The organism is Tractidigestivibacter montrealensis (genome assembly GCF_024741235.1).
In the GTDB taxonomy this organism is placed as follows: domain Bacteria; phylum Actinomycetota; class Coriobacteriia; order Coriobacteriales; family Atopobiaceae; genus Tractidigestivibacter; species Tractidigestivibacter montrealensis.
In genome coordinates this window covers 288,798-312,168 of sequence record NZ_JANSKA010000001.1, presented here as the reverse complement: position 1 = coordinate 312,168, position 23,371 = coordinate 288,798, and the positions used below count along the sequence as shown (strand labels likewise).

Annotated in this window: 22 protein-coding genes; 17 read left to right on the top strand and 5 right to left on the bottom strand. The window is 58.5% G+C overall.

The window, feature by feature from the left end; all coding sequences use genetic code 11:
* Position 1: 1 nt before the first annotated feature.
* Positions 2-874: a Nif3-like dinuclear metal center hexameric protein gene (locus NVS32_RS01285; protein ID WP_118100317.1), complete on the top strand. Its 873-nt coding sequence runs from the start codon at positions 2-4 to the stop codon at positions 872-874.
* Between the two features lie 33 nt (positions 875-907).
* Here the strand turns inward: NVS32_RS01285 and NVS32_RS01280 are convergent, their stop codons facing one another.
* Together NVS32_RS01280 and deoC are read right to left on the bottom strand one after the other, a co-directional pair.
* Positions 908-1,777 (bottom strand): SDR family oxidoreductase, encoded by an 870-nt coding sequence (locus NVS32_RS01280; protein WP_258498403.1) that lies wholly within the window; start codon positions 1,775-1,777, stop codon positions 908-910.
* A gap of 10 nt (positions 1,778-1,787) precedes the next feature.
* Positions 1,788-2,498, bottom strand: a complete 711-nt coding sequence (deoC, locus tag NVS32_RS01275; RefSeq protein ID WP_258498402.1) for a deoxyribose-phosphate aldolase — start codon at positions 2,496-2,498, stop codon at positions 1,788-1,790.
* Between the two features lie 245 nt (positions 2,499-2,743).
* Between deoC and NVS32_RS01270 the strand changes: the two genes are divergently transcribed.
* From NVS32_RS01270 to NVS32_RS01240, 7 genes are all read left to right on the top strand, one after another.
* Positions 2,744-3,175, top strand: a complete 432-nt coding sequence (locus tag NVS32_RS01270) for a PTS sugar transporter subunit IIA (RefSeq protein WP_158559504.1) — start codon at positions 2,744-2,746, stop codon at positions 3,173-3,175.
* Between the two features lie 92 nt (positions 3,176-3,267).
* Positions 3,268-3,762 (top strand): PTS sugar transporter subunit IIB, encoded by a 495-nt coding sequence (locus tag NVS32_RS01265; protein ID WP_258498401.1) that lies wholly within the window; start codon positions 3,268-3,270, stop codon positions 3,760-3,762.
* A 31-nt stretch (positions 3,763-3,793) separates the two neighbouring features.
* The gene (locus NVS32_RS01260; RefSeq protein WP_118100322.1) at positions 3,794-4,615 is read left to right on the top strand and encodes a PTS mannose/fructose/sorbose/N-acetylgalactosamine transporter subunit IIC; all 822 of its coding nucleotides are present in this window, start codon (positions 3,794-3,796) and stop codon (positions 4,613-4,615) included.
* A gap of 24 nt (positions 4,616-4,639) precedes the next feature.
* Entirely contained in the window at positions 4,640-5,488 is an 849-nt protein-coding gene (locus NVS32_RS01255) for a PTS system mannose/fructose/sorbose family transporter subunit IID (protein ID WP_118100323.1), read from the top strand.
* 116 nt (positions 5,489-5,604) lie between these two features.
* Complete coding sequence (locus NVS32_RS01250) at positions 5,605-6,534, top strand: type I phosphomannose isomerase catalytic subunit (RefSeq protein ID WP_118100324.1); 930 nt, start codon at positions 5,605-5,607, stop codon at positions 6,532-6,534.
* Between the two features lie 14 nt (positions 6,535-6,548).
* Positions 6,549-7,193 (top strand): ribulose-phosphate 3-epimerase, encoded by a 645-nt coding sequence (locus tag NVS32_RS01245; protein ID WP_118100325.1) that lies wholly within the window; start codon positions 6,549-6,551, stop codon positions 7,191-7,193.
* Between the two features lie 203 nt (positions 7,194-7,396).
* Positions 7,397-8,170: a GntR family transcriptional regulator gene (locus NVS32_RS01240; protein ID WP_118100326.1), complete on the top strand. Its 774-nt coding sequence runs from the start codon at positions 7,397-7,399 to the stop codon at positions 8,168-8,170.
* On the opposite strand, the gene NVS32_RS01235 is transcribed toward NVS32_RS01240, so the two are convergent.
* Positions 8,167-8,754: a hypothetical protein gene (locus NVS32_RS01235; protein ID WP_118100327.1), complete on the bottom strand. Its 588-nt coding sequence runs from the start codon at positions 8,752-8,754 to the stop codon at positions 8,167-8,169. The genes NVS32_RS01240 and NVS32_RS01235 overlap by 4 nt on opposite strands.
* 173 nt (positions 8,755-8,927) lie before the next feature.
* On the opposite strand from NVS32_RS01235, the gene NVS32_RS01230 reads away from it, so the two are divergent.
* The 6 genes from NVS32_RS01230 (at position 8,928) to NVS32_RS01205 (ending at position 15,501) form a co-directional block, all read left to right on the top strand.
* A complete protein-coding gene (locus tag NVS32_RS01230) occupies positions 8,928-9,638 on the top strand; it encodes a GntR family transcriptional regulator (RefSeq protein ID WP_158559505.1) in 711 nt (236 codons plus the stop codon).
* A gap of 689 nt (positions 9,639-10,327) precedes the next feature.
* Positions 10,328-11,764 carry a radical SAM/SPASM domain-containing protein gene (locus NVS32_RS01225; RefSeq protein WP_258498399.1) on the top strand — a complete coding sequence of 479 codons (1,437 nt, stop codon included), beginning with the start codon at positions 10,328-10,330 and terminating at the stop codon, positions 11,762-11,764.
* Positions 11,765-12,136: 372 nt separating this feature from the next.
* Positions 12,137-12,556 (top strand): peptide deformylase, encoded by a 420-nt coding sequence (locus NVS32_RS01220; protein WP_118100329.1) that lies wholly within the window; start codon positions 12,137-12,139, stop codon positions 12,554-12,556.
* 10 nt (positions 12,557-12,566) lie between these two features.
* Positions 12,567-12,947 (top strand): hypothetical protein, encoded by a 381-nt coding sequence (locus tag NVS32_RS01215; RefSeq protein ID WP_118100330.1) that lies wholly within the window; start codon positions 12,567-12,569, stop codon positions 12,945-12,947.
* Between the two features lie 411 nt (positions 12,948-13,358).
* Positions 13,359-13,952: a TetR/AcrR family transcriptional regulator gene (locus NVS32_RS01210; RefSeq protein WP_032110429.1), complete on the top strand. Its 594-nt coding sequence runs from the start codon at positions 13,359-13,361 to the stop codon at positions 13,950-13,952.
* 130 nt (positions 13,953-14,082) lie between these two features.
* Entirely contained in the window at positions 14,083-15,501 is a 1,419-nt protein-coding gene (locus tag NVS32_RS01205) for an alpha/beta hydrolase-fold protein (protein WP_258498398.1), read from the top strand.
* 7 nt (positions 15,502-15,508) lie between these two features.
* Here the strand turns inward: NVS32_RS01205 and NVS32_RS01200 are convergent, their stop codons facing one another.
* The gene (locus tag NVS32_RS01200; protein ID WP_032110427.1) at positions 15,509-16,123 is read right to left on the bottom strand and encodes a MurR/RpiR family transcriptional regulator; all 615 of its coding nucleotides are present in this window, start codon (positions 16,121-16,123) and stop codon (positions 15,509-15,511) included.
* A 542-nt stretch (positions 16,124-16,665) separates the two neighbouring features.
* Here NVS32_RS01200 and NVS32_RS01195 point away from each other — a divergent pair.
* Positions 16,666-17,826 (top strand): iron-containing alcohol dehydrogenase, encoded by a 1,161-nt coding sequence (locus NVS32_RS01195; RefSeq protein ID WP_258498397.1) that lies wholly within the window; start codon positions 16,666-16,668, stop codon positions 17,824-17,826.
* A gap of 70 nt (positions 17,827-17,896) precedes the next feature.
* Here the strand turns inward: NVS32_RS01195 and NVS32_RS01190 are convergent, their stop codons facing one another.
* Positions 17,897-19,129 (bottom strand): diphosphate--fructose-6-phosphate 1-phosphotransferase, encoded by a 1,233-nt coding sequence (locus NVS32_RS01190; protein ID WP_258498396.1) that lies wholly within the window; start codon positions 19,127-19,129, stop codon positions 17,897-17,899.
* 169 nt (positions 19,130-19,298) lie between these two features.
* Between NVS32_RS01190 and NVS32_RS01185 the strand changes: the two genes are divergently transcribed.
* Together NVS32_RS01185 and NVS32_RS01180 are read left to right on the top strand one after the other, a co-directional pair.
* Positions 19,299-21,245 (top strand): YidC/Oxa1 family membrane protein insertase, encoded by a 1,947-nt coding sequence (locus tag NVS32_RS01185; protein WP_258498395.1) that lies wholly within the window; start codon positions 19,299-19,301, stop codon positions 21,243-21,245.
* Entirely contained in the window at positions 21,235-23,367 is a 2,133-nt protein-coding gene (locus NVS32_RS01180) for a sulfatase-like hydrolase/transferase (protein WP_258498394.1), read from the top strand. The genes NVS32_RS01185 and NVS32_RS01180 overlap by 11 nt, the downstream gene beginning before the upstream one ends.
* The last annotated feature ends 4 nt before the right edge of the window (positions 23,368-23,371 follow it).

Sequence of the window (23,371 nt, the reverse complement as noted above, 5' to 3'; positions counted from 1 at the left end):
GATGCTGGTAGGAGAGGTCATCGAGGGGGTTATTGCGTACTGCGGCAACCTGGCGTTTGACACCGGCCTGCCGATAGACCCCGCCACCACGCGAGACCGCGTCACGTACGGAGAAGACCGCCTCGGTGTGGAGTGCACAGGCATCGTGACCTGCATCTGGCCCACGGTCGACGTCATCCGGCGCGCCAGGGAGCTGGGGGCTAACCTCATCATCTCTCATGAGGCCCTGTTCTGGAACCATGGGGATCGCAGGGACGTCTTGGCCCACAACACCGCGTTCCAGGCCAAGCTTCGCCTCTTGGACGAGTGGGGAGGGACGGTCTGGCGCTGCCACGACTACATTCATGCAGGTATTCCGCTTGCAGACGGCACACGCGCCGATGGCATCTTCTATGGGTTTGCCGAGAAGCTCGGATGGACCAGCTTTCGCGTGGGTGACACGTTTCGCTGTCTTGACTATGAGCTTCCCGCTGCGATGACTGCGCGCGAGTTGGCGCAACACATCGTGAAGAGGCTTGGGCTTGGCGGTACCCGGCTTGTTGGCGATGCTGCGGCGCCCGTGCGTCGTGTTCGCGTTCCCATGCATGTCCTAGGAGTACCCGAGCATGACACCGCAGAGATCAACCGCATGGACTCCGAGGGCGTGGACGCGCTCGTGACCATGGAATTCATCGACTTCACCACGAGCGAGTATGTGCGAGACGCCGCAATGTTCGGACAGGGGAAGTGCGCCATTACCGTGGGACACTTCAACCTCGAGGAGCCGGGAATGCAGTACATGGTGCGGTGGCTTCCGCTGGCGCTGGGTGCCGCCTGTCCTCGCGTGGACTTTGTGCCCATGGGCGACACGTACCAGTACGTGTTGCCCGCCTGAGCGGCCAGTGCCAGCCGCTCAGGCGGGGTGATCCTAAAGAAGGCCGAAGTCCTTTAGGCAGGTGTCGACATCTTCTTCGAACGTTGCCAGGGGGACGCCCAGCTCTTTCGCCTTGTTTGCATCCAGTCGATAGTCGCGGAAACGGTCAGCGTAGCGCTCATAGTCAGGGAGGATAAGCTTCTCTGTCTCAGCATCGCTGCAACCGAGTCTCTTCGCAATATACCTTGCGGATTCATAAGTCGTGAGGTCGTTCTCGCTTGCGATGTTATAAACGCCGGTTGGCGCCTCCGTAAGCCTACCAAAACCATCCGCTAGACGCTGCGCATATGTCATGCAGCGCTTCTCGTTTACCGTGAACTTTGTCGGTGTGTCTGTCTTTACGGCCTTCATCACACGTTCGAGGATTCCGGGGGACACTTTCACGTGGGCAAAGGGCAAGCCAAACTGCCATGAAAGGCGGAAGATAACATAGTCCTTGAGGTTTGCACGGATCCACGAGTCAACCTCAAGCTTCTGCTTGCCATAGTCGGTAACGCACAGGGGCTCTTCGGTCTCTTTGAAGGGGCCTGGTTGTGTCTTGCCGTTGAACAGCTGCTCTGTCGAGAGAAAAATCATTCGCTTTTCGCGCATAGCACATATGCGGGCGATTTCGATGGCAGACTCGCTGTTGATGCGGTGCGTTCCCTCGGGGTCCCTCTCGCAGTCTGCTGTTGTAGTGTTCGCTGCCGTGTGGAAGACAATGTCAAAGTCTGCCTTCTCGAAGTAGTCGGCAACGTCCTTTGTCTTTGAGAAATCCAGATCAGAATGGCTCACGCAGGTAAAGTCAAAGGCATCTGCGTTGTATAGACGTACGAGGCTTGCAATATAGCCGTTTGCGCCAGTAACAAGAATCTTGGGTCTCATGTGATGCCTCCTAGAGTTCGATGGAATCGACGCTTTGCTCAGCAAAGCGCCGCTTGAGCTCTTCGATGATGGGAACTCCTGCAGAACAGCCAATTCGAGTAGCGCCCGCATGGACCATGCTGAGAAACGTATCCGCATCGCGGATTCCACCAGCAGCCTTTACTTGCACGTTTGGTCCAACGTTCTCTTTCATGAGGCGTACGTCCTCAACCGTTGCGCCCCACTTGGAGAAACCTGTCGAAGTCTTTACAAAGGTCGGGCCGATTTTTCGTGCAATCTTGCAGAGGGCAATCTTCTCGTCATTTGTAAGCAGACAGCACTCGAAGATGGCTTTGGAGGGGACACCCACCTCGTTGCAGATGCTCACGATGGCGCTCATCTCTTCTTCGATGTATGCCCAGTTACCAGCTTTTACCTGCGTGATGTTGAGCACATAGTCAATTTCGTTTGCGCCATTTGCCAGCGCGTCTTTGGTCTCAAACTCTTTGGCGGCAATGGAAGTCTGCCCAAGGGGGAAAGCAATCGCGGCCCCGGTGTCTATGTCAGTTCCCACAAGCTGCCCCGAGCAGAACTTCGATTGCACTTGATTCACGGCGACCATCTTGAAGTGGTAACGCCTGGCCTCATCGCAAAGCTTGCGCATGTCGTCTTCGGTGGCGTCGGGGTGCAGGTTTGTGTGATCTACCAAACAAGCCAAATCATCAAGCGTGTACTTATTCATGTTCCAACCTTTCCCTCTAGAGGACCAGAAGCTTTGGTCCCGCTTCTACTTGGAAGGTATGTTATGAAATATGTCTAGTAATAACGCTGACCGTTTAAGAAATTTGTCGGCATTTTGTCTTGACTAGTTCTAAATAAGTCCGTACTATTGCGCTGCAAATGATGGATATGTGAACAACACGTCGACAGCTTATGAATTAGTTCGTTCATATACATGACTTTACTTACATAATGAATGGAGCGCGAATGAACATTCTTCTCGTATCGCATGGAAAACTCTGCGAAGGCATGCTCGATGCCTTTGGCATGCTTGTCTCGAGTTGTGAGAACATCTCTGCGTTTAGCCTTTCGGAGAGTGGCGTGGGGGACTTCCGCATACGCCTCGAGGCAAAGGTTGCTGAGCTAACCGACGAGGGTGACCTCTTAATCCTGGCCGATCTCAAGGGCGGAACTCCGTACAACGAGTCCTATGCGTGTTTCCTCAAGGACCCCGAACACATTCGACTGGCAGCTGGCCTCAACCTCCCCATGGTCCTTGAGGCTGGAATTGCCGCGATGGACTCCAGCGACCTTGATGCCATCTATAAAACAGCGCTTGAGGCAGGCGCTTTTGGAGTTCAGGGAACAGAGACTCCGGACGAGAGCGATACGTCCAATCAGGAAGACGACCTCTTCTAGAGATCAGACAAGGGTCCAGCGAAAACATGCAAAGCTGGCGCGTTTCAGTTGGGTCAACTCCGCGAAATGTCGCGGAATGGAAGGGAGCAATCATGCCTATCACGTTTGTACGTATTGATGACAGGGTTATCCACGGTCAGACGGTAACCCCCTGGGCAACCCAGAGGCCTTGTGATGCGATTCTCGTCATTAGCGACAAGGTCGCGGCAGACGATCTGCGCAAGAAAGTGCTTAAGGCCGCCGCTGGTCATTTGAAGCTTGGCGTCTATACCGTTCAGCAGGGTGTTGCGGCTCTGGATAAGGCACGCGCATCAAAGCACAACTTCTTCGTCATCTCCGATTCCGTCGAAGAGTTTGCAGCTCTGAAGCGTGCGGGAGGGGACTTTGGCAAGGTCCTTAACGTGGGCAACCTTAGCGCTACGCGTCCAGGAACCAAGAATCTTGGAAATGCCGTCTGCATTAACGATGAAGACGTCAAGTGCTTTGACTATCTGGCGGAGCAGGGCGTTGACCTGCAGTTTCAGATGATTCCGGATGACGGAGTCAGGACTTGGTCCACGCTCAAGGCCAAGTATCAGTCTCTGTAGTAGGTAATTGGCGAAAGAGGAGGAATGTATCATGAGCAACTTGTTCCCTGCCCTGATTTGCGGATTGTTCTGCTATCTGGGCGCTATCGAGTGTGCTAACCCACTCGGTACTACCGGTAGCTTCTACTGCCTGGGCAGGCCATTGGTCGCAGGTCTCATTGTGGGCCTGGCGTTTGGCGACGTTACCAATGGCATCCTGTGCGGTGTAGCCGTCCAGGCGGTCTTCATCGCCAATCTTTCCACTGGTGGTGCTACCAATTCCGAGATTACCTACGCCTCTTATGGCGGTATCGGCCTTGCTATGGCCTCCACCAAGGATCCGGCGCTTGCAGTCACACTTGCCGTCCTTGTTGGTAACACTTTCGGCCTCATCTTCTACAACCTTCGCATGGCTTTCTATTCCGTCTTCAACAACAAGGCGCTTGAGGCGGCCGAGAAGGGTGACGGCAAGGGCATCACAACGTGGCACATCGTGATTCCCCAGATTTGCACCTTCCTGCTTCGTTTTGTTCCGACATTTGCAGCAATCCTGCTTGGCGAGGGTCTCGTGAACGACCTTGCGAACAACGCCCCTGAGCTCATCACCCATATGATTTCCGTACTCGGCGGTGTGCTTCCTGCCCTTGGTATTGGCATGCTTATGAACATCGTGATCAAGGACAAGTTCCAGCTCGTCTTCTTCTTCCTCGGCTTCGTCCTGCTTGCCTTTGGCGGTCTTGACACGATTCCGGTGGTCTTTATCGCCGCAGCCGTTGCGTATCTGTACTACCTCGCCAAGTCCAAGACTGCTGCCGCCCCTGTCGCACAAACGCAGGGCACGGATGCTGTCTATGAGGATCCCGATCTCTTCTAATTCACCGAAAGGAGCTTAACTATTATGGCTAACAACGACGAGCCCCTGGTGAAGCGGGCGGATGGCAAGAAGGGCCTTACTAAGCACGATCTCAACCAGCTTTGGTATCGCTGGCAGGTTGGCTGGTTCTCCTCCAGCTCATACGAGAAGCTCGAGTCTCATGGCTTTGCGTGGTCGTACATCCCCTTCGCGGAGAAGTTCTACAAGGATGACCCCGAGGGCAAGGCGCGTCTGCTCACCCGCCACTCGCAGTTCTATAACACTGAGCCCCAGGTTGGCACCGTGATTAACGGCATCGTTGCTGCACTTGAGGAGGGAATTGCACTCGGCGACGATATTCCCGAGGAGATGCCCACTTCCGTCAAGACGGCACTCATGGGCCCGCTTGCTGGACTTGGTGACTCCGTAATTCAGGGCATCATCGTTCCTACCTTGCTTTCCATCGGCATGAGCCTCTCTTCTGACGGTAGCGTTGCGGGCCCAATCTTCTATATCGTCACCTGGCTGGCGATTGGCATGGCTATCTGCTATGGCATGTTCCGCTACGGCTACAAAATGGGTCTCGGGGCCATTGATAACCTCGTAGGCGAAAAGTCCATGCGCCTCATGGATGCCATCAACGTCCTTGGCATCATCGTTGTCGGTACGCTTGCTGCGGGCAAAGTTGCGGTTTCAACTATTGTCCAGATTCCTCATGGTGCAGAGATGGGTGCACTTCAAGATACCCTTGACGGCGTCTTCCCTGGTCTTCTCGCCCTCATAGTTACGATGCTGACCTGGTGGATGCTCAACAAGAAGCAGTGGTCCGCGACGAAGGTCCTGCTCGTTCTTACCGCCGCCGTCGTCGTGCTGTGCTGCATTGGATTCCTGTAAGGCCGTGCGTGGATGTAGCTAGTCCAGTGCTGGTTCTGTGGTAGCAGCCGATTTGCCTAGCAGCTGCAGGCGTAGCTGCTAGGCCTCTGGTGTCTTAATGGCAATTGGAGTGTGGTATGGAACCCCTGTTTTTCAAGCCGATTCCTTTTAAGACCGTATGGGGTGGAACGTCTATTAAGGAGTATTACGGCTATGACTGGATGCCCGATGGAACCGGTCAGGCCTGGGCGTTTGCGGCACAGCCCGATGGGTCCAATATCTGCCAGAACGGACCCTACAAGGGCATGACGCTCGGCGATTTGTGGAATGGACATCCTGAACTCTTTGGTGATACAAATCGTGAGTTCCCGCTTATTATCTCTATGCTTTGCCCCAGGGATGACCTCAGCATTCAGGTCCATCCGGATGTTGAGCATGCACGCAAGTATGGATATTCGCTCGGTAAGAACGAGGCGTGGTACTTCCTCAAAGCAGATGAGGGCTCTCAAATCGTCTTTGGTCACAACGCAAAGGATGAGCAGGATCTTCGCTCTTTCATTGCTGAAGATCGCTGGACTGACCTCGTTCGACATCTTACCGTGAGACAGGACGACTTCGTCTACGTGCCCGCCGGGACCCTTCATGCCTGCTGTGGGGGTGTGATTGCCTACGAGGTTCAGCAGTGCACCAACGTAACGTATAGGTTCTGGGACTATGACCGGACCGATGTAAATGGCAACAAGCGGGAACTCCAACTTGATAAGGCAATCGAAACTCTTCACTACGGGGACGCCGCCAACCATGAGTCGTATTCAACAACTGTAAATGCCTACGGTCGCTGTGAGCGCGTGACTTATTTTGATAGCGACTCGTTCCGCATCGAGAAGCTTGTGGTGAGCGATGGTGAATACGTGGTCAACGAGGCGACCTACGAGCTCGTGAGTGTGGTGAGAGGCTCTGGCATGGCAGGGGGAATTCCTGTCAAAGTGGGCGATCACTTCCTCATACCGCAAAGCGAGAAGGTCGTTATCAGTGGCAATCTCACCTGCATGATGACAACTGCCTAGATTGGAGGGTCGAGATGCTTCTCTGTCCATCGCTCATGTGTGCCGACTTCCTCAACCTTGGCGAGGAGGTCGACAGTCTGTGTTCTGCTGGGGCCGACATCATGCATCTTGATGTCATGGACGGCCACTACGTGCCGAATTATGCGCTCTCCCTTGGCGATGTTGAAGCCATTGCGAAACGCTCAAGCGTCCCCTGTGATGCGCACCTTATGGTCACGAATCCATATGATGCATGCGAGTTCTTTATCCATGCTGGTGCAAGCATTATCTATGTACACCCTGAGTCTGACTTGGCCATCAACTCAACACTGCTCAAGATTTCAAGGCTTGGGGCACACCCGGGAATAGCCGTGAACCCGGGTTTAAGCTTCTCCTCCGTGGAGGACAGCCTTCCCGTGGTGGATTACGTGCTGCTCATGACGGTAAACCCAGGCTTTGCCGGACAGCGTTACCTCGATTACGTGACACCAAAGATTGAGCGGTTCGCTGCCGAGAAGGAGCGGTATGGATTCAAACTTCTTATTGACGGGGCTTGTTCTCCTGAAGTTATCGCTAAGGTAAATGGGCTGGGAGTTGATGGAGCGATTTTGGGAACAAGCGCTCTCTTTGGGAAGGGGAGACCGTATCAGGATATCTTCAAGGAGCTCAGGCAGCTATAGCAAGGCAAAGATATCCGACATGGTGTATTTGGAATAGGGGCGCCGCATTTTGTGGAGCCCCTTCCTTGTGTTTATCGAAAAGTGTAGAAAAGAATGATAGTGATAAGTAAGGACTTATATCAATTGGTTGCCATAAAATTGGTCTGTATAGGCCCGATTCAAGCAGTAAAAGCATCGATTGTGCCTCGGTGGGGGTATCTGGCATGGAAACGCTGTATTCGGCAATAAAAGATGACCTTCTCGCCAAGATTAAGGATGGCACCTATGCCGAAGGCGAAGTTATCCCTACCGAAGTTGACCTCGCAAAGTCATATGGAGTAAGCAGGCCCACGATACGCCAAGCGCTTCAAATATTGGCCAATGAGGGATACCTGGACAAGCGTAAGCGCAGGGGAACCGTGGTCACCAAACCAACCCAAGATGACGGAATTGCGAGCCTTCCTACGGATAGGTCCAAGCTTCGGGGTGTCCAAAGCTTTGAGGACGAAATACGTGCCGCTGGCAGGGTAGTGAAGACCGTGCCCATTCTCGTCAAGGAAGAGGAGGCAAATCACGAGGTGGCCAAAGCGCTTGAGCTTAACGACGGTGCTCTTGTCTACAAGCTCGTACGGCTGCGCTATGTCGATGACACACCTAATGTGTTCATGGAGAACTACATTCGTGCCGACTTCTATCCAGGTCTTTCCGATGTGGACTTTTCAAAGGTCGGGCTCTATCACCAGATGAGGTCAATGGGTAGGCCGGTCCACTCGTTGACGCGCAGACTTGAGGTAATCAAGGCAGATCCTTCCTCGTCTACGCTGTTGGACGTACCCATTGGAGATCCGCTTTTCTACTTCCACACCTTTGGGCGTGATGCCGAAGGGCATATGGTGGAGTATTCAGTCTCTACCTATCGCGGCAGGAACAATACGTTTGAGTTTTCGGTTAATGAACCGGACTCGACTGCAATGCCCGAGCCGTTGCCCAGGGACTAGCAGGTACGTGCTGCATCTCGGGCTGCCTTTGCCTTTGCAGTATCTCCACGGTTTTCGTATTGCTTTGCAATCAGTGAATAGAGTCGCTTCTTGGTGGAAGAGTCGGCTGCTTCGAGCGCGGAGGTCATCTCGTCAAGGTACTTGTCTGACCCATCGAGTTCGATTTCCACGAGCCTATCCAGCTCGTCACACAGAGTCGCTTCCCCCTTGATGCGCAGTTGGTTGACAAAACTATGCGCAGCAGGGGAATTGCCTTTGCTCACATAATAATTTATGGCACGGGCTGCAAGGTCATTTCTCTGCGCACCGGGGGCTGCAATGTCCAACAGATCGTCGATAACCTCTTGTACGCCACTTGCATCTCCCGCGATGTCGCATGCGGCGAGCATGAGACACCCGTGGTTGTAGGCGGGCATGAGCCTTCGAACGTAGGATTTTTCAAGGTAAGACTTCAAATCTGTAGCGTTGCGTTTCTGATAGAGGGAAGTTGCGTGCGAGTTGATGAGTCGCAATGCGGTAAGGTGTGCGGCAATGACGCCGAAGAATACGATAATTACGATTACTACAATGCTTTGCGATGGCATGCGGACCAATCTCCCTCGGACTATAAGTGCTTCATACAATATGTACGTTATGTACATTACGTATGGAAGAAATGAGCCAAGTATATAAGATACTATCTATTAACAATATAGTATATGTAATAAATAATGTCAGATACGCTGCAGCAGCGAATGTGGGTTGTTGGGGGACAAGCATGAATCCACTCTACAAGATGATTCACGATGACCTGCGAGAGCTTGTAGATAACCAGACCTATCATGATGGAGAGACTATTCCCTCCGAAGAGGAGCTGGCGGCCGCATATGGTGTGAGCAGGCCCACCGTGCGCCGAGCGGTTCAGATGCTCATGGATGAGGGCGTTCTCGAGAAGGGCGGGCGTAGGGGCGTATGCGTCCGAGCCCGAAAAATTGACCAGCGTTTCGCCGTGACCCTCCGTAGCTTTGATGAGGAGATTCACGAGCATGGGCTTATCCCAAAGACCAAAGTTATCCTTGCCCGGAAGACTCTTGCAACAGTGAACATCGCCAACTCGTTGGGCATCAGAGAGGGGGATGCCGCCTTTCGCTTGGTTCGTCTTCGCTACGCCAATGACACGCCGAATGTTCTGGTGGAGAGCCTCATTCCCTACAACCGGTATCCCGGTATAGATAACGTGGACTTCTCGACTGCATCGCTCTATGCATTTTTTGATGACAAGGGCAACCCTCCCATGGTTGCCAAACGACGCCTTGAGCTTATGCAAGCCGACTCGAGCCTTGCTGCCTTGCTTGATGTGAAACAGGGGGACCCGCTCTTTCGATTTACCACTACTACCCTGGATGCGTGCGACAGAATCATTGAATACAGCATTGCTGAATATCGCAGCGATACCAATGCCTTCGAATTTGATACGCGCGTGCCCTAGGCTAGTGACGCAATGGGGTGATACTCGACGGAGCAGAACCCTGCTTTGCTTGGATATCCGTATAGCGATATTTGCGCGAACAGGATTAACTGATGAAAAATGCAATCCGTTACACTTTTCTACAGATAAAAATGTAGCTGATTACTTTTTTCTCAACTTAAGTGATGCCCTTCTATCTGGAAACCAAGATGGGGGCGGAATATGAAGCGCAATGTGATGGGCACTCTTATGGAATGGCAGTCCCGCAGTTCCCGTAAGCCTCTGCTTGATAATGGCGCGCCAGGTTGGCAAAAGCTACCTCATTAGAGAGTTTGCCAAGACGGTGTTTGACGACTACGTCTTTCTCGACCTTGGACGGCAGGTGCACTGCGCTTGTCGACTCGTAACTTTGGATTGACTGAGGGCATCGAGAGCGTTCCGCTCTATACGGCGTTCTACCTTAAGAGGGGTGCAATTGGCAGGCTTTTCCTTGCGGGGGAGTGTGCCGATGTCCTTGTCGCAACGGCACACGTAGATTCGAATGATGCCTACCGTTTGCGTGCTTGATTTGAACATATTTCAAAAATTGGAATCATCTCGGTTGTATTGGGGGATGATACTCTTTATTCCAGCCGGGCACCGAGCGCCATGAGTGGCGAAGGTGCAAGCGGCCCCACGAGAGCGGTTATCCGCAGGAGAAGGAGAGGCTCATGCCCGCGTTTACGTCCATCAAGGCCAAGGCCATTGGCATCGCTGTTGACCAGGGCGTCAACATGCTCTACGACGACTTCGATGGCAACCTGCCCAAGGTTGAGTCTCTCATCAACAAGTTTGCCGGCTCCGGCGATTCTATCAACGACGCCCAGCTCAGGCTCTTCAACATGGTCATGGGCTACATGAAGGACCCCACCAACAACTGGCGTCGCCTGGTCGACAACATCATCAACAACGTGGACAAGGACGTCGTCAAGACCTTCGTGCACAACTTCTTTGTGAACTCCGTGACCATTGGCGGCGCTCGCCAGCGCGAGGTCAACGACACCGAGGGCTGCAACTGCCCCTGGGCCATCCTCATGGACCCCACCACCCGCTGCAACCTGCACTGCAACGGCTGCTGGGCGGCAAACTACACCAACGCCAACCACAAGGACCTCACCTTTGAGGAGCTTGACTCCATCATCACGCAGGGCAAGGACCTGGGCACCTACATCTACCTCTTTACCGGCGGCGAGCCCATGGTGCGCAAGAACGACCTTATCCGCCTGTGCGAGAAGCACCCGGACTGCTTCTTCTCGGCGTTCACCAACGGCACGCTGGTGGACGAGAAGTTCGCCGACGAGATGCTCCGCGTGAAGAACTTCATGCCGGCCTTCTCCATCGAGGGCTTCGAGGAGGCAACGGACTCCCGCCGTGGCAAGGGCACCTTCGAGCGCGTGACGCACGCCATGGATATCCTGCGCGAGCGCAAGCTGCCGTTTGGCGCGTCCATGTGCTATACCAGCGCAAACTACGACTCCATTACTAGCGACGAGTACATCCAGTTCCTCGTTGACAAGGGTGTTCTCTTTGCCTGGATCTTCACCTACATGCCCGTTGGCCTTGGTGCTCCCGTGGAGCTTCTTGCCACTGCCGAGCAGCGCGCCGGCATGTACGACAAGGTTCGGAAGAACTGGCGAAACAACGTGCCCATCTTCTTCGCGGACTTCTGGAACGACGGCGAGTACACGGGCGGCTGCATCGCCGGCGCTCGTCGCTACATGCATATCAATGCAGCGGGCGACGTGGAGCCGTGCGCGTTCATTCACTACTCCGATTCCAACATTCTCGAGAAGACCCTGCTCGAGTGCTACAAGAGCCCGCTCTTCAAGAGCTATCAGGCGCACCAGCCGTTCAACTCCAACATGCTGAGGCCGTGTCCGCTGCTGGACAACCCCGGCATGCTCTCCGAGATGGTGCACGAGACCGGTGCCAAGTCCACGGACTACGTGCACCCCGAGGACGTGGACGAGCTCGAAAGCAAGACGCAGGCGGCAGCTGCGGCATGGGCCGAGAAGTCCGCGCCTATCTGGGCTGCTAGCCCCAAGGGTAGGCTGTCCGATCGTCTCGCCAAGGAGACCGGCGACCCCAACGCCTGGGTGAAGTACTAGGGGTCGTGGTTCTCGCCGATCGGTTGCGTGGCTCCGGCGGCACGTGGCGTGGCTCCGGCGGAACGTCTTTCTCGCATGTTCCGAGCGGTTAGGGTGACCTAACCGCTCGGATTTTTCATATGGGGACGGCGTTGAGGGATGTCCTGCATTTTTCGATTGGTTAGCTGCCTCTAAACGATCGAAATTTGCAGATCCGTTCTTTGCTTGCACTTTTCGATCGGTTAAGTAGGCCTAACCAATCGAAATTTGCACCTTGCATCCAGTCCCATGCCACGGGCTTCTCGCCAGGCGGCGCAAGGCGTTAAGATATGGCCTGCTTGAAAATGGCTGCGGCTGCTCAGACGGCTAGCGGCCCTCCCGAAAGGAACGTACATGATTCGCGAGCTCTGCAAGGACGACGCCATCCTCTCCAAGAAGTGCCAGCGCGCCACGCCCGAGGACGCGCCCCTGGCACAGGACCTCATCGATACCCTCCGCTCCGTCGAGGACGGAGCGTGCCTGGCTGCCAACCAGATTGGCGAGACCAAGGCCGTCGCGGTCTACCTCGACGACAACGGCGAGGCACATGTGCTCTACAACCTTCGCATCATGATGGGGCTTAACGCCAAGCGCACCGTCGAGGGGTGCCTCTCGCACGACGAGCCTTCCAAGGTCACCCGCTACGGCAAGGTCAAGGTCTCCTACGACGAGCTGGTCGACGGCAAGTTTGTGCCGCGCCGCCGCGACCTCACCGGCTGGGAGGCCCAGATGGTGCAGCACATGGTTGACCACTGCAACGGCAAGCTGGTCTAGGGAGGCAATCGTGGCGGACGAGAAGAACGTCATCGACCTTGGGCTGCCCGCAGGCAAGCTCTTTGCGCAGTACCCGGACCTTCCCGGCCTTCTTGCTGAGATGGGCATCGAGGACGTTGACGCCGAGAAGACCCTCCCCGAGGTTGCCGCGGACCTGGGCGTCGAGACAAGCGTGATTGCGTTTGCGCTTGAGGCCTCGGGCTACAGCGTGCAGGGCCTCAAGGCCGCAGACGACGGCTACAAGAGCCCACTCGACGACGTGATGAGCGTGCTGTTTGACAACTCCTTCCACGGTGAGCCCCTGCCGGATACGTCGTCTTCCGGCCCCATGCTGGCGCACATGGAGATGGCCATTCGCCGCGCCCAGGACGAGGGCAAGCTCCCCAAATGAGACAAAGGGACAGTCCCTTTGTCTCATGAGGCACCGGAGCTGTGATTTTCTGCAGCGGTGCTGACGGTTTTCTCGCCGTTGGCGCAAAACGGGCGCCCGAAGGGGCCTTGTCGACAGGATTTGCTCAACAGCGTGCCCTCCGGCGCCAATTGACGCCGGAGGGCTGATTTCATTCGGCTTGCTTCTTGCGGTGGAGCGTTGCGGCAGAGCACACGTGAAGAAAACATTCTCATCCGCTTGTCGCTTCCTCTGGGTATATGTTACTCACATGTACGTTGTCTAACATGTGGTGATTTTCTTCCAGGCTTCAATTGGTGTGCGTGCACAGAAGAACTTCGGGCCAAAGCCGGCCATATTTCGTTCGGACTTGTACACTAACAATGTCATTTGTTGCGCTTGGAGGGAGCACATATGGCAGAGAAGGGCATGAACAGGAACGCGCAGCGCTCCAGACGCCTGCTCAAGGAGGCGTTCATGGAGTTGCTGGCCGAGAAGCCCTACGAGAGCATCACGGTCTCCGATGTTGCCCGTAAGGCAGACCTCAACCGCGGCACGTTCTACGCGCACTTCGATAACGTGGACGACCTCATGAGGTCCGTGATGGCAGACACTGCAGACACCATCTCGGAGTTTCTCTCGCAGGCGGTGGAGAGCGGCTTTCTTGAGGACCCCCTGCCCGTGCTCACGCAGGTGGGAGAGTATCTCGACCAGAACCGGGAGCTTACGCGCAAGCTGGTTGAGTCGAGAAGCATCGAGTCCTTCGTCTTTGCGCTCGAGTCCCGCTTCCGCGAGTGGGTGCAGCAGCGCATTCCCGTGAACACGCAGCAGGAGAAGAAGGCCTGCGCCATGCTTACTGACTACATTGCCGGCGGCGTGCTGCAGACCTACCGTTCCTGGCTCGTGGGGGACTACCCAGGCGTGGAGATCGCCGAGGTCAACAAGTACCTGAGCGAGTTCGTGCGCACGACGGGCAAGGTGCTCCCCGAACTGCGCGAGGGGAAGTAGCCGACAAGGACGCAGCGCGCGCTCCTTTCCGCCCCGTTCGCGAGGTCTTCTCGCTCTCTCTTCCCGCTCGGGAAGAAGGCCGGAGCAATGGCGCACAATAGACGCATTGGGAACTCGAGACGGAGGCAACATGGAGACCAAGGACTTCACCCTGCACCGTGAGGGTGTCGACGGGGACTTTGACGTGACGCAGTATGGCACGGCCGGTCGGCCGGTCATCGCGTTTCCCGAGGGCGACTCCTCGTGCGCGAGCTGGGGGGAAGGCGGCATGGTCGACGCGCTGGCGGGGCTTATCGACGCCGGGCGCGTGCGGCTCTTCTGCGTTGACTCCGCCGACGATGCCAGCTGGTATGCGGGCTATGCCCCAGCGGACTACCGTCTAACAAGCCTTGGCGGGTACTTTGACCTGGTCGAGAACGAACTTGCCCAGCTTGTGCGCAACAAGGCGCCCGATGCCGGCGCGCCCATTGTTGTCGGAGCGGGCCTGGGCGCGCTCAACGCGACCATCGCCATGCTTCGCAAGCCCAGCCTCTACGGTGGGCTTCTCGCGCTTTCGGGCACCTACGACGCCGCGTGGGTTGTGGGGGACGCCATGTCCGACGCCTGGAGGGCCTTCTCGCCCGTGGATCTGGTGCGCGGGCTTGGTGACAACCCACTGCTGGTAAAGGCCCTGTCTGGACTACAACTGGCTTTTGTGTGCGGGACGGGCGCCGGCGAGGAGGGCGGCCAGACCCAGCGGACGCTCCAGGGCGAGCTTGAGGCCGCTGGTGTTGGCGCAACGTTTGAGTACTGGGGCGCCGACGTTGACCACAGCTGGAACTGGTGGCAGGAGGAGGCAAGGCAGCTGCTTCCGTGCCTGCTCGAGGAGGGTGGCCTGCAGCGCAGGCACGCGGCGTCCGTTGTGGGAGATGCGCGGGCAGCCGCGCAGAGTGCCAGCGCGGACGTTGCGGGCACGGGGGAGCGGCTCGAGCAGGCAAAGGAGCGTCTTGCCCAGATGCACGACGCGCTGGCTGCGGCTGAGGAGCGCACCAAGGCCGAGCAGCAGTCCGTTGCCGAGCACGCCAAGGAGGCCGAGCGCCTTGCTGCTGCCGCGCGCGATGCGTGGGCCGAGAAGGACCGTATTGCCGCACTGCTTGAGGATGCCATCCGCAAAGGCAACGAAGCCCAGGTAGAGGCCGATAGGGCTGCTGCCGAGCTCTCCTCGGCCCAGTGGATTGCGGGTGAAGCCGAGGCGGCTGTTGCTAGTGCGAAGTCCGATCAGGCGGCGGCCGAGGGTGAGGTCGCGCGGGCAGAGGAGGCCGTCGAGGCCGCACTCGCGCGAGAGGCAGAGGCAAAGGCGCAGCTGCAGGCCGTGCTCGACGAGGCATCGGCAAAGGAGCCGTCAGCTGCGGCGCCGGCGAAGAAGCCAGCAGCTTCGGCCAAGAAGACTGCGGCGACCGTGAAGAAGCCGGCAACGAGAAAGAAACCCGCGACGAGAAAGGCAGCCACCGGTACTAAGCGCACTTCTCGGACACGCAAGGCATCTGGCGGCCAGGGCGCAGCACGCTAGGCAGCGACTACAGCAGTGGGTCAAACGCGCGGGCGTACTGGGCAAACAGCCGGTCGAAGAAGTACGTGACCCCAAAGGTCGCGTAAATCCGGTGGAGCGACGAGCCCTCGTCCGCGTCTTTGCCAAAGGCCAGCACGTCGTCGAAGATGGCGTGCAGCGCCGGGTCCTCGCTTGCTGTCACAATGACCTTGTAGGCATGGCACCGCTCGATGACCGTGCGCTGCCTGCGGGCGAAGCCGTTCGACGTGGTCACAACAATGAGCAGGTCGTTGGGGGTGAGGGTGTCAAGCATCGCGGTGCTGGGAGAGTCCTCGGGCACCAGGTGGACGGTCTTGTCCTCCACAAGCATGGCCTGTTGGAACTCGCGTAGCGCCAACGTGGAAGACTCCGTCGAGAAGATCACGATACGCCCGCACGTGTTGAGCGAGTTCACGATTGGCAGTAGCTCACCTCTGGCGACAAGCCCGTCTATCTCGGTGTATATGGCGTCAAGGTCGCGATGCAGGTTGCGGTGCTCGTCCCTCTCGGCCCAGGCGTAGACCAGGTAGTGGCGGCGCAGCGCGTTGAACTCGTCATCGGAAAGCTCTCCCGCCTCCTTGATGTGGAAGCCAATCTCGCTCATGCTGCCTCCTAGCTGCTGGGTCGCCAGCTCGTACGGATGACAACAGTCTACGCAACGCGTACGTCGTATGCGTCCGCTCACCCGAATGACCCCGCGAGCGTATGCATCGGCTAGGACGCCTCATGAGAAAACCTGTTGGTGCCCAGCGAGAAAGAAGCCGGAAGCGTTGGCGATGGTCCCGTCGGCGGTCGCGTGCACAAAAATTGCGGTTGCCGGCCCATTTTCGGAGAATCGCCGAGTACGAAGCCTCTAACTTTTTGCGGAGCCGCAGGTAGGAAAATGGCACCTGTCGGGTGATACTAAGCAAAACTCCCAAAATGGGCCGGCAACCGCAATTTTTGTGCAAAGGGCCTCTGGTGAGCATAAAAATATCAAAGTTACTAATGCTTGCGATGGTCGAATGGCAATATCAGGTTCCGTTTGCCGGGAGCTGCAGGCATTTACATGGTCATCTCTCCCGCTGACCGCCAATACCGTGCTACCGGTTGGCCGCACTGGGTATCAATGGGGCTGGCGCCTGTTTGCACGAGAAGGGAAACAGCATGTACAACTTCACGTTTCACGTCCCCACTACCATCCACTTTGGCAAGGGCCAGATCTCGCACCTCGACGAGCTTGCCCAGTACGGCAAGAAGGCCCTGCTCTGCTATGGTGGCGGCTCCATCAAGCGCAACGGCATCTACGACGAGGCCCTGCGCATCCTCGGCCAGGTAGGCGTGGAGGTCGAGGAGCTCTCCGGCGTGGAGCCCAACCCCCGCATCGAGACCGTCCGCCGCGGCGTCGAGACGTGCAAGACCACGGGTGTCGACATGGTCCTCGCCATTGGCGGCGGCTCCACGATCGATTGCGCCAAGGTTGTCGCGGCCGGTGCCCGCTATGACGGCGACCCCTGGGACCTGGTGATTCATCCCGAGAAGATTACCGCCGCGCTCCCCATCTTCTCGGTGCTCACGCTCTCCGCGACCGGCTCGGAGATGGATCCGTTCGCCGTGATCTCGGACATGACCAAGAACGAGAAGTGGGGCACTGCCGCCGAGTGCATGAAGCCCACGATGTCCGTGCTCGACCCCACCTACACCTTCACCGTCTCGCGCCGCCAGACGGCTGCCGGCACGGCGGACATGATGAGCCACACCTTCGAGAACTACTTCACCATGGAGCCGGGCGCCTATGTCCAGCAGCGCATGGCCGAAGGGCTTCTCCGCACCATGATTCACTACGGGCCCATCGCGCTTGAGGAGCCGGATAACTACGAGGCCCGAGCCAACCTCATGTGGGCTGCCTCGCACGCGATTAACGGCCTGGTCAACGCTGGTGCCGCCAACGCCTGGTGCGTGCACCCCATGGAGCACGAGCTCTCTGCCTTCTATGACATCACGCACGGCGAGGGCCTGGCCATCCTCACGCCTGCGTGGATGGAGCACGTGCTCTCTGTCAGGACCGCGTCCATGTTCGCAACGTACGGCCGCAACGTCTGGGGCCTGCAGGGCACCGACGACATGTCCGTGGCACGCGACGCCATTGCCAAGACCCGCGAGTTCTTCTTTGTGACCATGGGCATGCCGGCCAACCTGCGTGCCGTTGGCATCGATGGCGAGAAGAACTTCCGTGTGATGGCCGAGAAGGCCGCCGCTGGCAGCAAGGGTAGCTTCGTGCCCCTCACGGCCGACGACATCGTGGAGATCTACCGCGCGGCACTCTAGCACCATCCGCGCGACCTGCCTGTCCGTCAATGCGCCCCTCTCGACACGGTCGAGAGGGGCACTCTTGTTGCTACGCCAGCGGTGCCACGTGGGCCGGCACGCCGCCCACAAACGAGAGTGACGGCTCGCCGGCAATGAGCGGACGGGCGTAGCGCAGGTAGGCCTCGGTTACGCCCATGCCGTCCTCGCGGATCATCTCCGCTGGTACAGCCTTCACGGCGTTTGCCACGCGGTTCACGTCGACCAGCTCGTAGCGAACCTCGTACGGGGCGTCGGATACGCGCGCGAGCGCACTCATGACGCCCGAGGCGCCGTCTAGGGCTGCGTTCACGCCGCGGGCACCAAGGCCGGCCGCCTCGGTGAGGTCAGCCTGGCTTGCCAGGTGGACGGCGCAGCGCTGCGTGGTGCACAGCTCGACGGCACGGGTCTTGCATCCCAGCTCGCGGCGAGCAAGGTCTGCCAGGTAGCGGCTCGTGCCCGAGAGCGCTGCAGCGTGCCCAAAGGCGTCGATGCGCGCCGTGGAGCCCGCGCGCTCACAGATGAGCGTGCCATCCGCCGTGCGCACGCCCTCGCTCACGGCCACGACCACGGTGTTCTTCTCGCCGAGAAGCCCTAAGAGCCTCTGGAGGAGGACCTGCTCGTCAAGCGGCACCTCGGGGAGGAGCACCAGGTCGGGCGCGTGCCCGCCCGCCGCACCGGCCAACGCGGCAGACGCCGCAAGCCAGCCGGCATCGCGACCCATGATTTCCACAAAGGTGACGCTCTTGAGGTCGTAGACGTCTGCGTCGCATGCCAGCTCGTCCACGGTGACGGCAATGAACTTGGCAGCGCTGCCGTAACCGGGCGTGTGGTCGGTGAGGATGAGGTCGTTGTCGATGGTCTTGGGCACGCCCACAAAGCGGATCCGAGAGCCCGTGGCCTCGCCGTAGCGAGAGAGCTTGGCAATGGTGTCCATGGAGTCGTTGCCGCCAATGTAGAGCACCGCGCGGGCACCAAGCTCGGAGAAGCGCTGGAAGAGCGTGCGGTAGGGCGTCTCGTCCGTGGAGGGGTCCGGTAGCTTGTATCGGCAGCTTCCCAGGTAGCTCGACGGCGTGTGGGAGAGAAGCTCGAGCTGGGAAGGACCCGCTAGGCGCTCATCGAGGTCCACGGTGCGGCCGTCGAAAAGCCCCTGGATGCCGTAGCGCATGCCCACCGTGTGAAGACCGGCTGTGCGCGCGGCGCCAACCACGCCCGCCAGGCTCGCGTTGATCGCCGCGGTTGGTCCGCCAGACTGCCCTACCAGCACGGTATTGCCCAAAGCCATGTGTGCCCCTCTCGATGCGCCTCCACCTGCCATGAGGATAACGCAGCGCATGCGGTGCGTCGTGTGGCATAGCAGGTTCGTGAGCATGTTAGGAGAAGGTAATTGTGTCGTTCTCGCGTGGTAAGGTAGCACGGTCCCAATATCAGCTGAAAACCCTGGGAGTTGCATAATGTTCGAGGCGCTAGCGAATTTCTTCTCGCTTATCGTGCAGCCGGCCTACGACCTCACCGGTAGTTGGTGGGCGGCAATCTTTCTCTTCACCCTGTTCTCCAAGGTCATCCTCATGCCGCTCTCGGTATGGTGCCAGAAGAACAGCATCGTGATGGTGCAGCTCATGCCCGAGCTGTTCCGCATTAAGTGCCGCTACTACGGTGACCGCGAGACCATCGAGGAGAAGCAAAACGAGCTCTATCACGAGAAGCACTACCATGCGCTTCTCTCGCTCATCCCCCTGGCCATCCAGGTGGTCATCCTCTTTGGCCTGGTTGACGTCATCCATTCCATCACGGATTCCGGCGCCCCCGGCACCGAGTTTCTCGGCCTTGTGCCCATCGAGAACGGCGGCGCGTCGCTCGTCATGCCATTGCTCGCGGGCCTCTCGGCCGTGATCATGGGCTGGGCCTCCAACCACATCAACCCCCTGCAGCGCGAGCAGTCCCGCGCCGAGAAGAACATGACCAACGGCCTCTCCATTGCCCTTTCGCTCTTCCTGGGCTTCTACGTGGTGTGCGGCATGGCCTTCTACTGGGTGTGCTCCAACCTGCTCTCGATTGTGGTGCAGGTGCTGTGCAACGTGATCGTGAAGCCGCGCGACTACATCGACTACGAGGACCTCAACGCCGCGCGCGACGAGTTCAACGCCATCGAAGAGGCCACCAAGGGTGACCGCAAGTGGTACCAGCCAGACCCACTGGCCCGTCGCGCCAAGGCGGACTACAAGCGCTTCTTCAAGGTGGATGGCAAGCACCTGGTGTTCTACTCCGAGAGCTCGGGCTTCTACAAGTACTTTAGGGGTGCTATCGAGTGGCTGCTCAACAACTCCGACGTGCGTATCCACTACCTTACGAGTGACCCCAACGACCAGGTCTTTGACATCGCCAAGCGCGAGCCGCGCCTCATCCCGTACTTCCTCGACCAGAAGCGTCTCATCACCCTCATGATGAAGATGGATGCCGACGTCGTGGTGACCTCGCTTGGCGCGCTCGACGTGTACTACATCAAGCGCTCCTACATCCGCAAGGACATCGAGTACATCTACATGTGCCACCACATGACCTCGATGCACATGACGGGCACCAAGCAGGAGTACGACAACTACGACACCATCATGTGCGTTGGCCCTCACCAGAAGGCAGAGATCCGCGGCATGGAGAAGGCCTACCACACGCAGAAGAAGAAGGTCCCCGAGATTGGCTACGACCTTCTCGACCGCGAGATGGCAGACTACGAGAAGATGCCGCACGAGAAGCACGAGCGCCCCATCATCCTCATCGCGCCCTCGTGGAACACGGACAACATCCTCGACACCTGCATCGACGACATGCTCAGCCGCCTGCTTGGCCACGGTTACCACGTGATTCTTCGTCCCCACCCCGAGTACGTGAAGCGCTACCGCCCGCGCTGGGAGGCGCTTGTCGAGCGTTACTCCAAGGTGAGCCCCGACGAGCTCACCATCGAGGCGGACTTCTCCGGCCACGGCTCCATCCTCGAGTCCGACGTCCTGGTGACCGACTGGTCGACGATTGCCGAGGAGTTCTCGTTCACTACGCTCAAGCCCTCGCTCTTCATCGACACCCCCATGAAGGTCATCAACCCGGACTACGAGCAGGTTGGCATCACGCCCACCGACATCACGCTGCGCAACCAGATTGGCCACTCGCTTGACCCCAAGGACCTCTCCGAGCTCGAGGATGTCATCGACGACATGGTCACGAACTCCTCGTCCTGGAACGACAGGATTCGCCAGATCCGTGACGGCTTCATCTACAACCTTGGCCACGGCGGCGAGGCCGCGGGCGAGTACATCCTCGGCGAGGTCCTCGCAAAGCAGGAGGGCAAGGACATTACCGCGGCTGGTGCGTTTGGGACGGGGAATCAGGGCGACAATGATGACTAGCCGCTCCCAAAAGGGTGCGCACCGCATTGCTGGGCGCCTGCTGGTCCTTGTGTGGGACGTCCTTGGCCTTGCTGCGATAAGTGCCTGCCTGCTCACGGCGATGGCCACGCCGGCCCTCGCGTACGTGGACCCCTCGGTCATGACCTACACGATCCAGGCGCTGGCCGCCGTGGCGGTGGCGCTCTCGGCGGTGCTGGGCGTGGCCTTCAGGCGCACGCGCAGGGCCCTCATGAGGATCCTGCACGTAGACGAGGGGGCGGGGCGCGTGGCCGAGCCCGCGGTCTCCCGCATCGACCCCTCCGGCAAGGCCGCGGCCGACGCGGCGGCGCGAGAGGCGCTTGCAGCCGCGGGCGGCAACGCGCGCGGGGCCGCCACGGGCCGCCCGGCGGGCGTCCCCTGGCGCCGCCGCCTCGCGCTCTCGCTTCTTGCCAGCGCGCTTCTCGCCTTTACCGTGCTTGTGGTGGCCCCGCTCGAGCTTGTGGCAGGCAGCTCGAGCAGCCTGCTCTTTGGCGTACGGCAGATCTGGCAGTTGGTGGTTGTTGCCGGTCTCCTCATCGCACTTGCCTGCGGGTTTGCGCTCACCGTGCTCCGCGGCCGCGCGTTCGACGTGGTCGTTGCCGTTGTGGCCGCCCTGGGCGTGGGGGCATTCGCCGAGGTCATGTTCATGAACTCGAGCCTTCCCGTTGCCGACGGCAACCTCGTGGACTGGACCCAGTACAACCGCATCACCTTCGTGAGCCTTGCCGTGTGGGTTGCCATCGTCGCTGGCCTCGTGACGCTTGTGGCAAGGCGCCCGCGTGTTGGCAGGGCCGTCGTTGCCGTGGCGAGCGTCGTTCTCATCATTGTGCAGTCTGCCGGTGTCGTGGACATCGTGGCAAAGGCGGAATCAGAGCCCGAGGCTATTACCATCACTGAGAAGGGCCTCTTTGACGTATCCGCCAAGAAGAACGTGGTCTGCTTCGTTCTGGACATGACGGATACTGCGGATGCCGAGAAGGCGTTTGCCGACAACCCCGCCATGCTCGATGGGCTTGATGGCTTCACCTGGTATCAGAACAGCGTGGGGTCGATGATTCCCACGCGCTACGGCATTCCCTCTCTGCTCACGGGCGTGCGGCCAAAGCCGGGCGAGGACGCGGCCGACTTCCTCGCGAACATGTACACGAGCAGCTACTTCCTGGATGACGTTGCTGCCCAGGGATACACGACGGGCGTCTACTCTGATACCGCTGGCTGGATCGACGGCTGGGATGGCTATCTGGGACAGCGCGTCGAGAACTTCGAGTCAACCTCCGAGGTTGCGAAGCAGACCCTCGATTGGCAGGGCACGCTGAGCATCCTGTACCGTTGTGCGCTCTATCGCGACCTCCCTTGGGTCTCCAAGCCGTTCTTCTGGTTCTATACGGACCAGATCAACCAGGGCATGGTCTCGAGTGCCAGCGCCTCGTCTCCTGACGTCACCCCCTACGCCATGGACGACCCGGCATACTTCGCGAAGCTCAATGAGAGTGGGCTCACCACGAACGACGAGGACGCCTCGTTCCGCTTCATCCACCTCATTGGCACGCACTGGCCCTACATCATGGATGCCGACGGCAACAAGGTCCCGGAGTCGAGTGACTGGGAGTCCCAGATGGTGGGAGCCTTCAAGATCGTGCGCACCTATCTCGACGAACTCAAGCGCCTGGGTCTCTACGACAGCACCACGGTGGTCATCACCGCGGATCACGGTACCTGGTACCTCACGCCGGACGAGATAAACGGAGTCACTACCCCCATCATCTTCGTGAAGCCGGCCCAGTCTGCCGAGGCAGACTCGGTGCCCTGCCAGATCTCGCAACAGCCCGTAAGCCACTACGACCTCCAAGCAACGATGCTCAAGGGCATGGGCGCCTCGCAGGACGTGCTCGACCACTACGGCGAGTACAACAAGGCCATCGAGGACCGCAATGACCCAGCTGATCGTCTGCGCTACTACCTCATGACGACGAGCAACGGCAAGCTGGACACCAGCTGGCGCGAGTACGAGGTCTCGGGTGATTCCCAGGACTTCGCGAACTGGCACCTTGATGGCAACGACTGGATCATCACCGATGACGATGCGGAGCGAATCTGGCACTGACGTC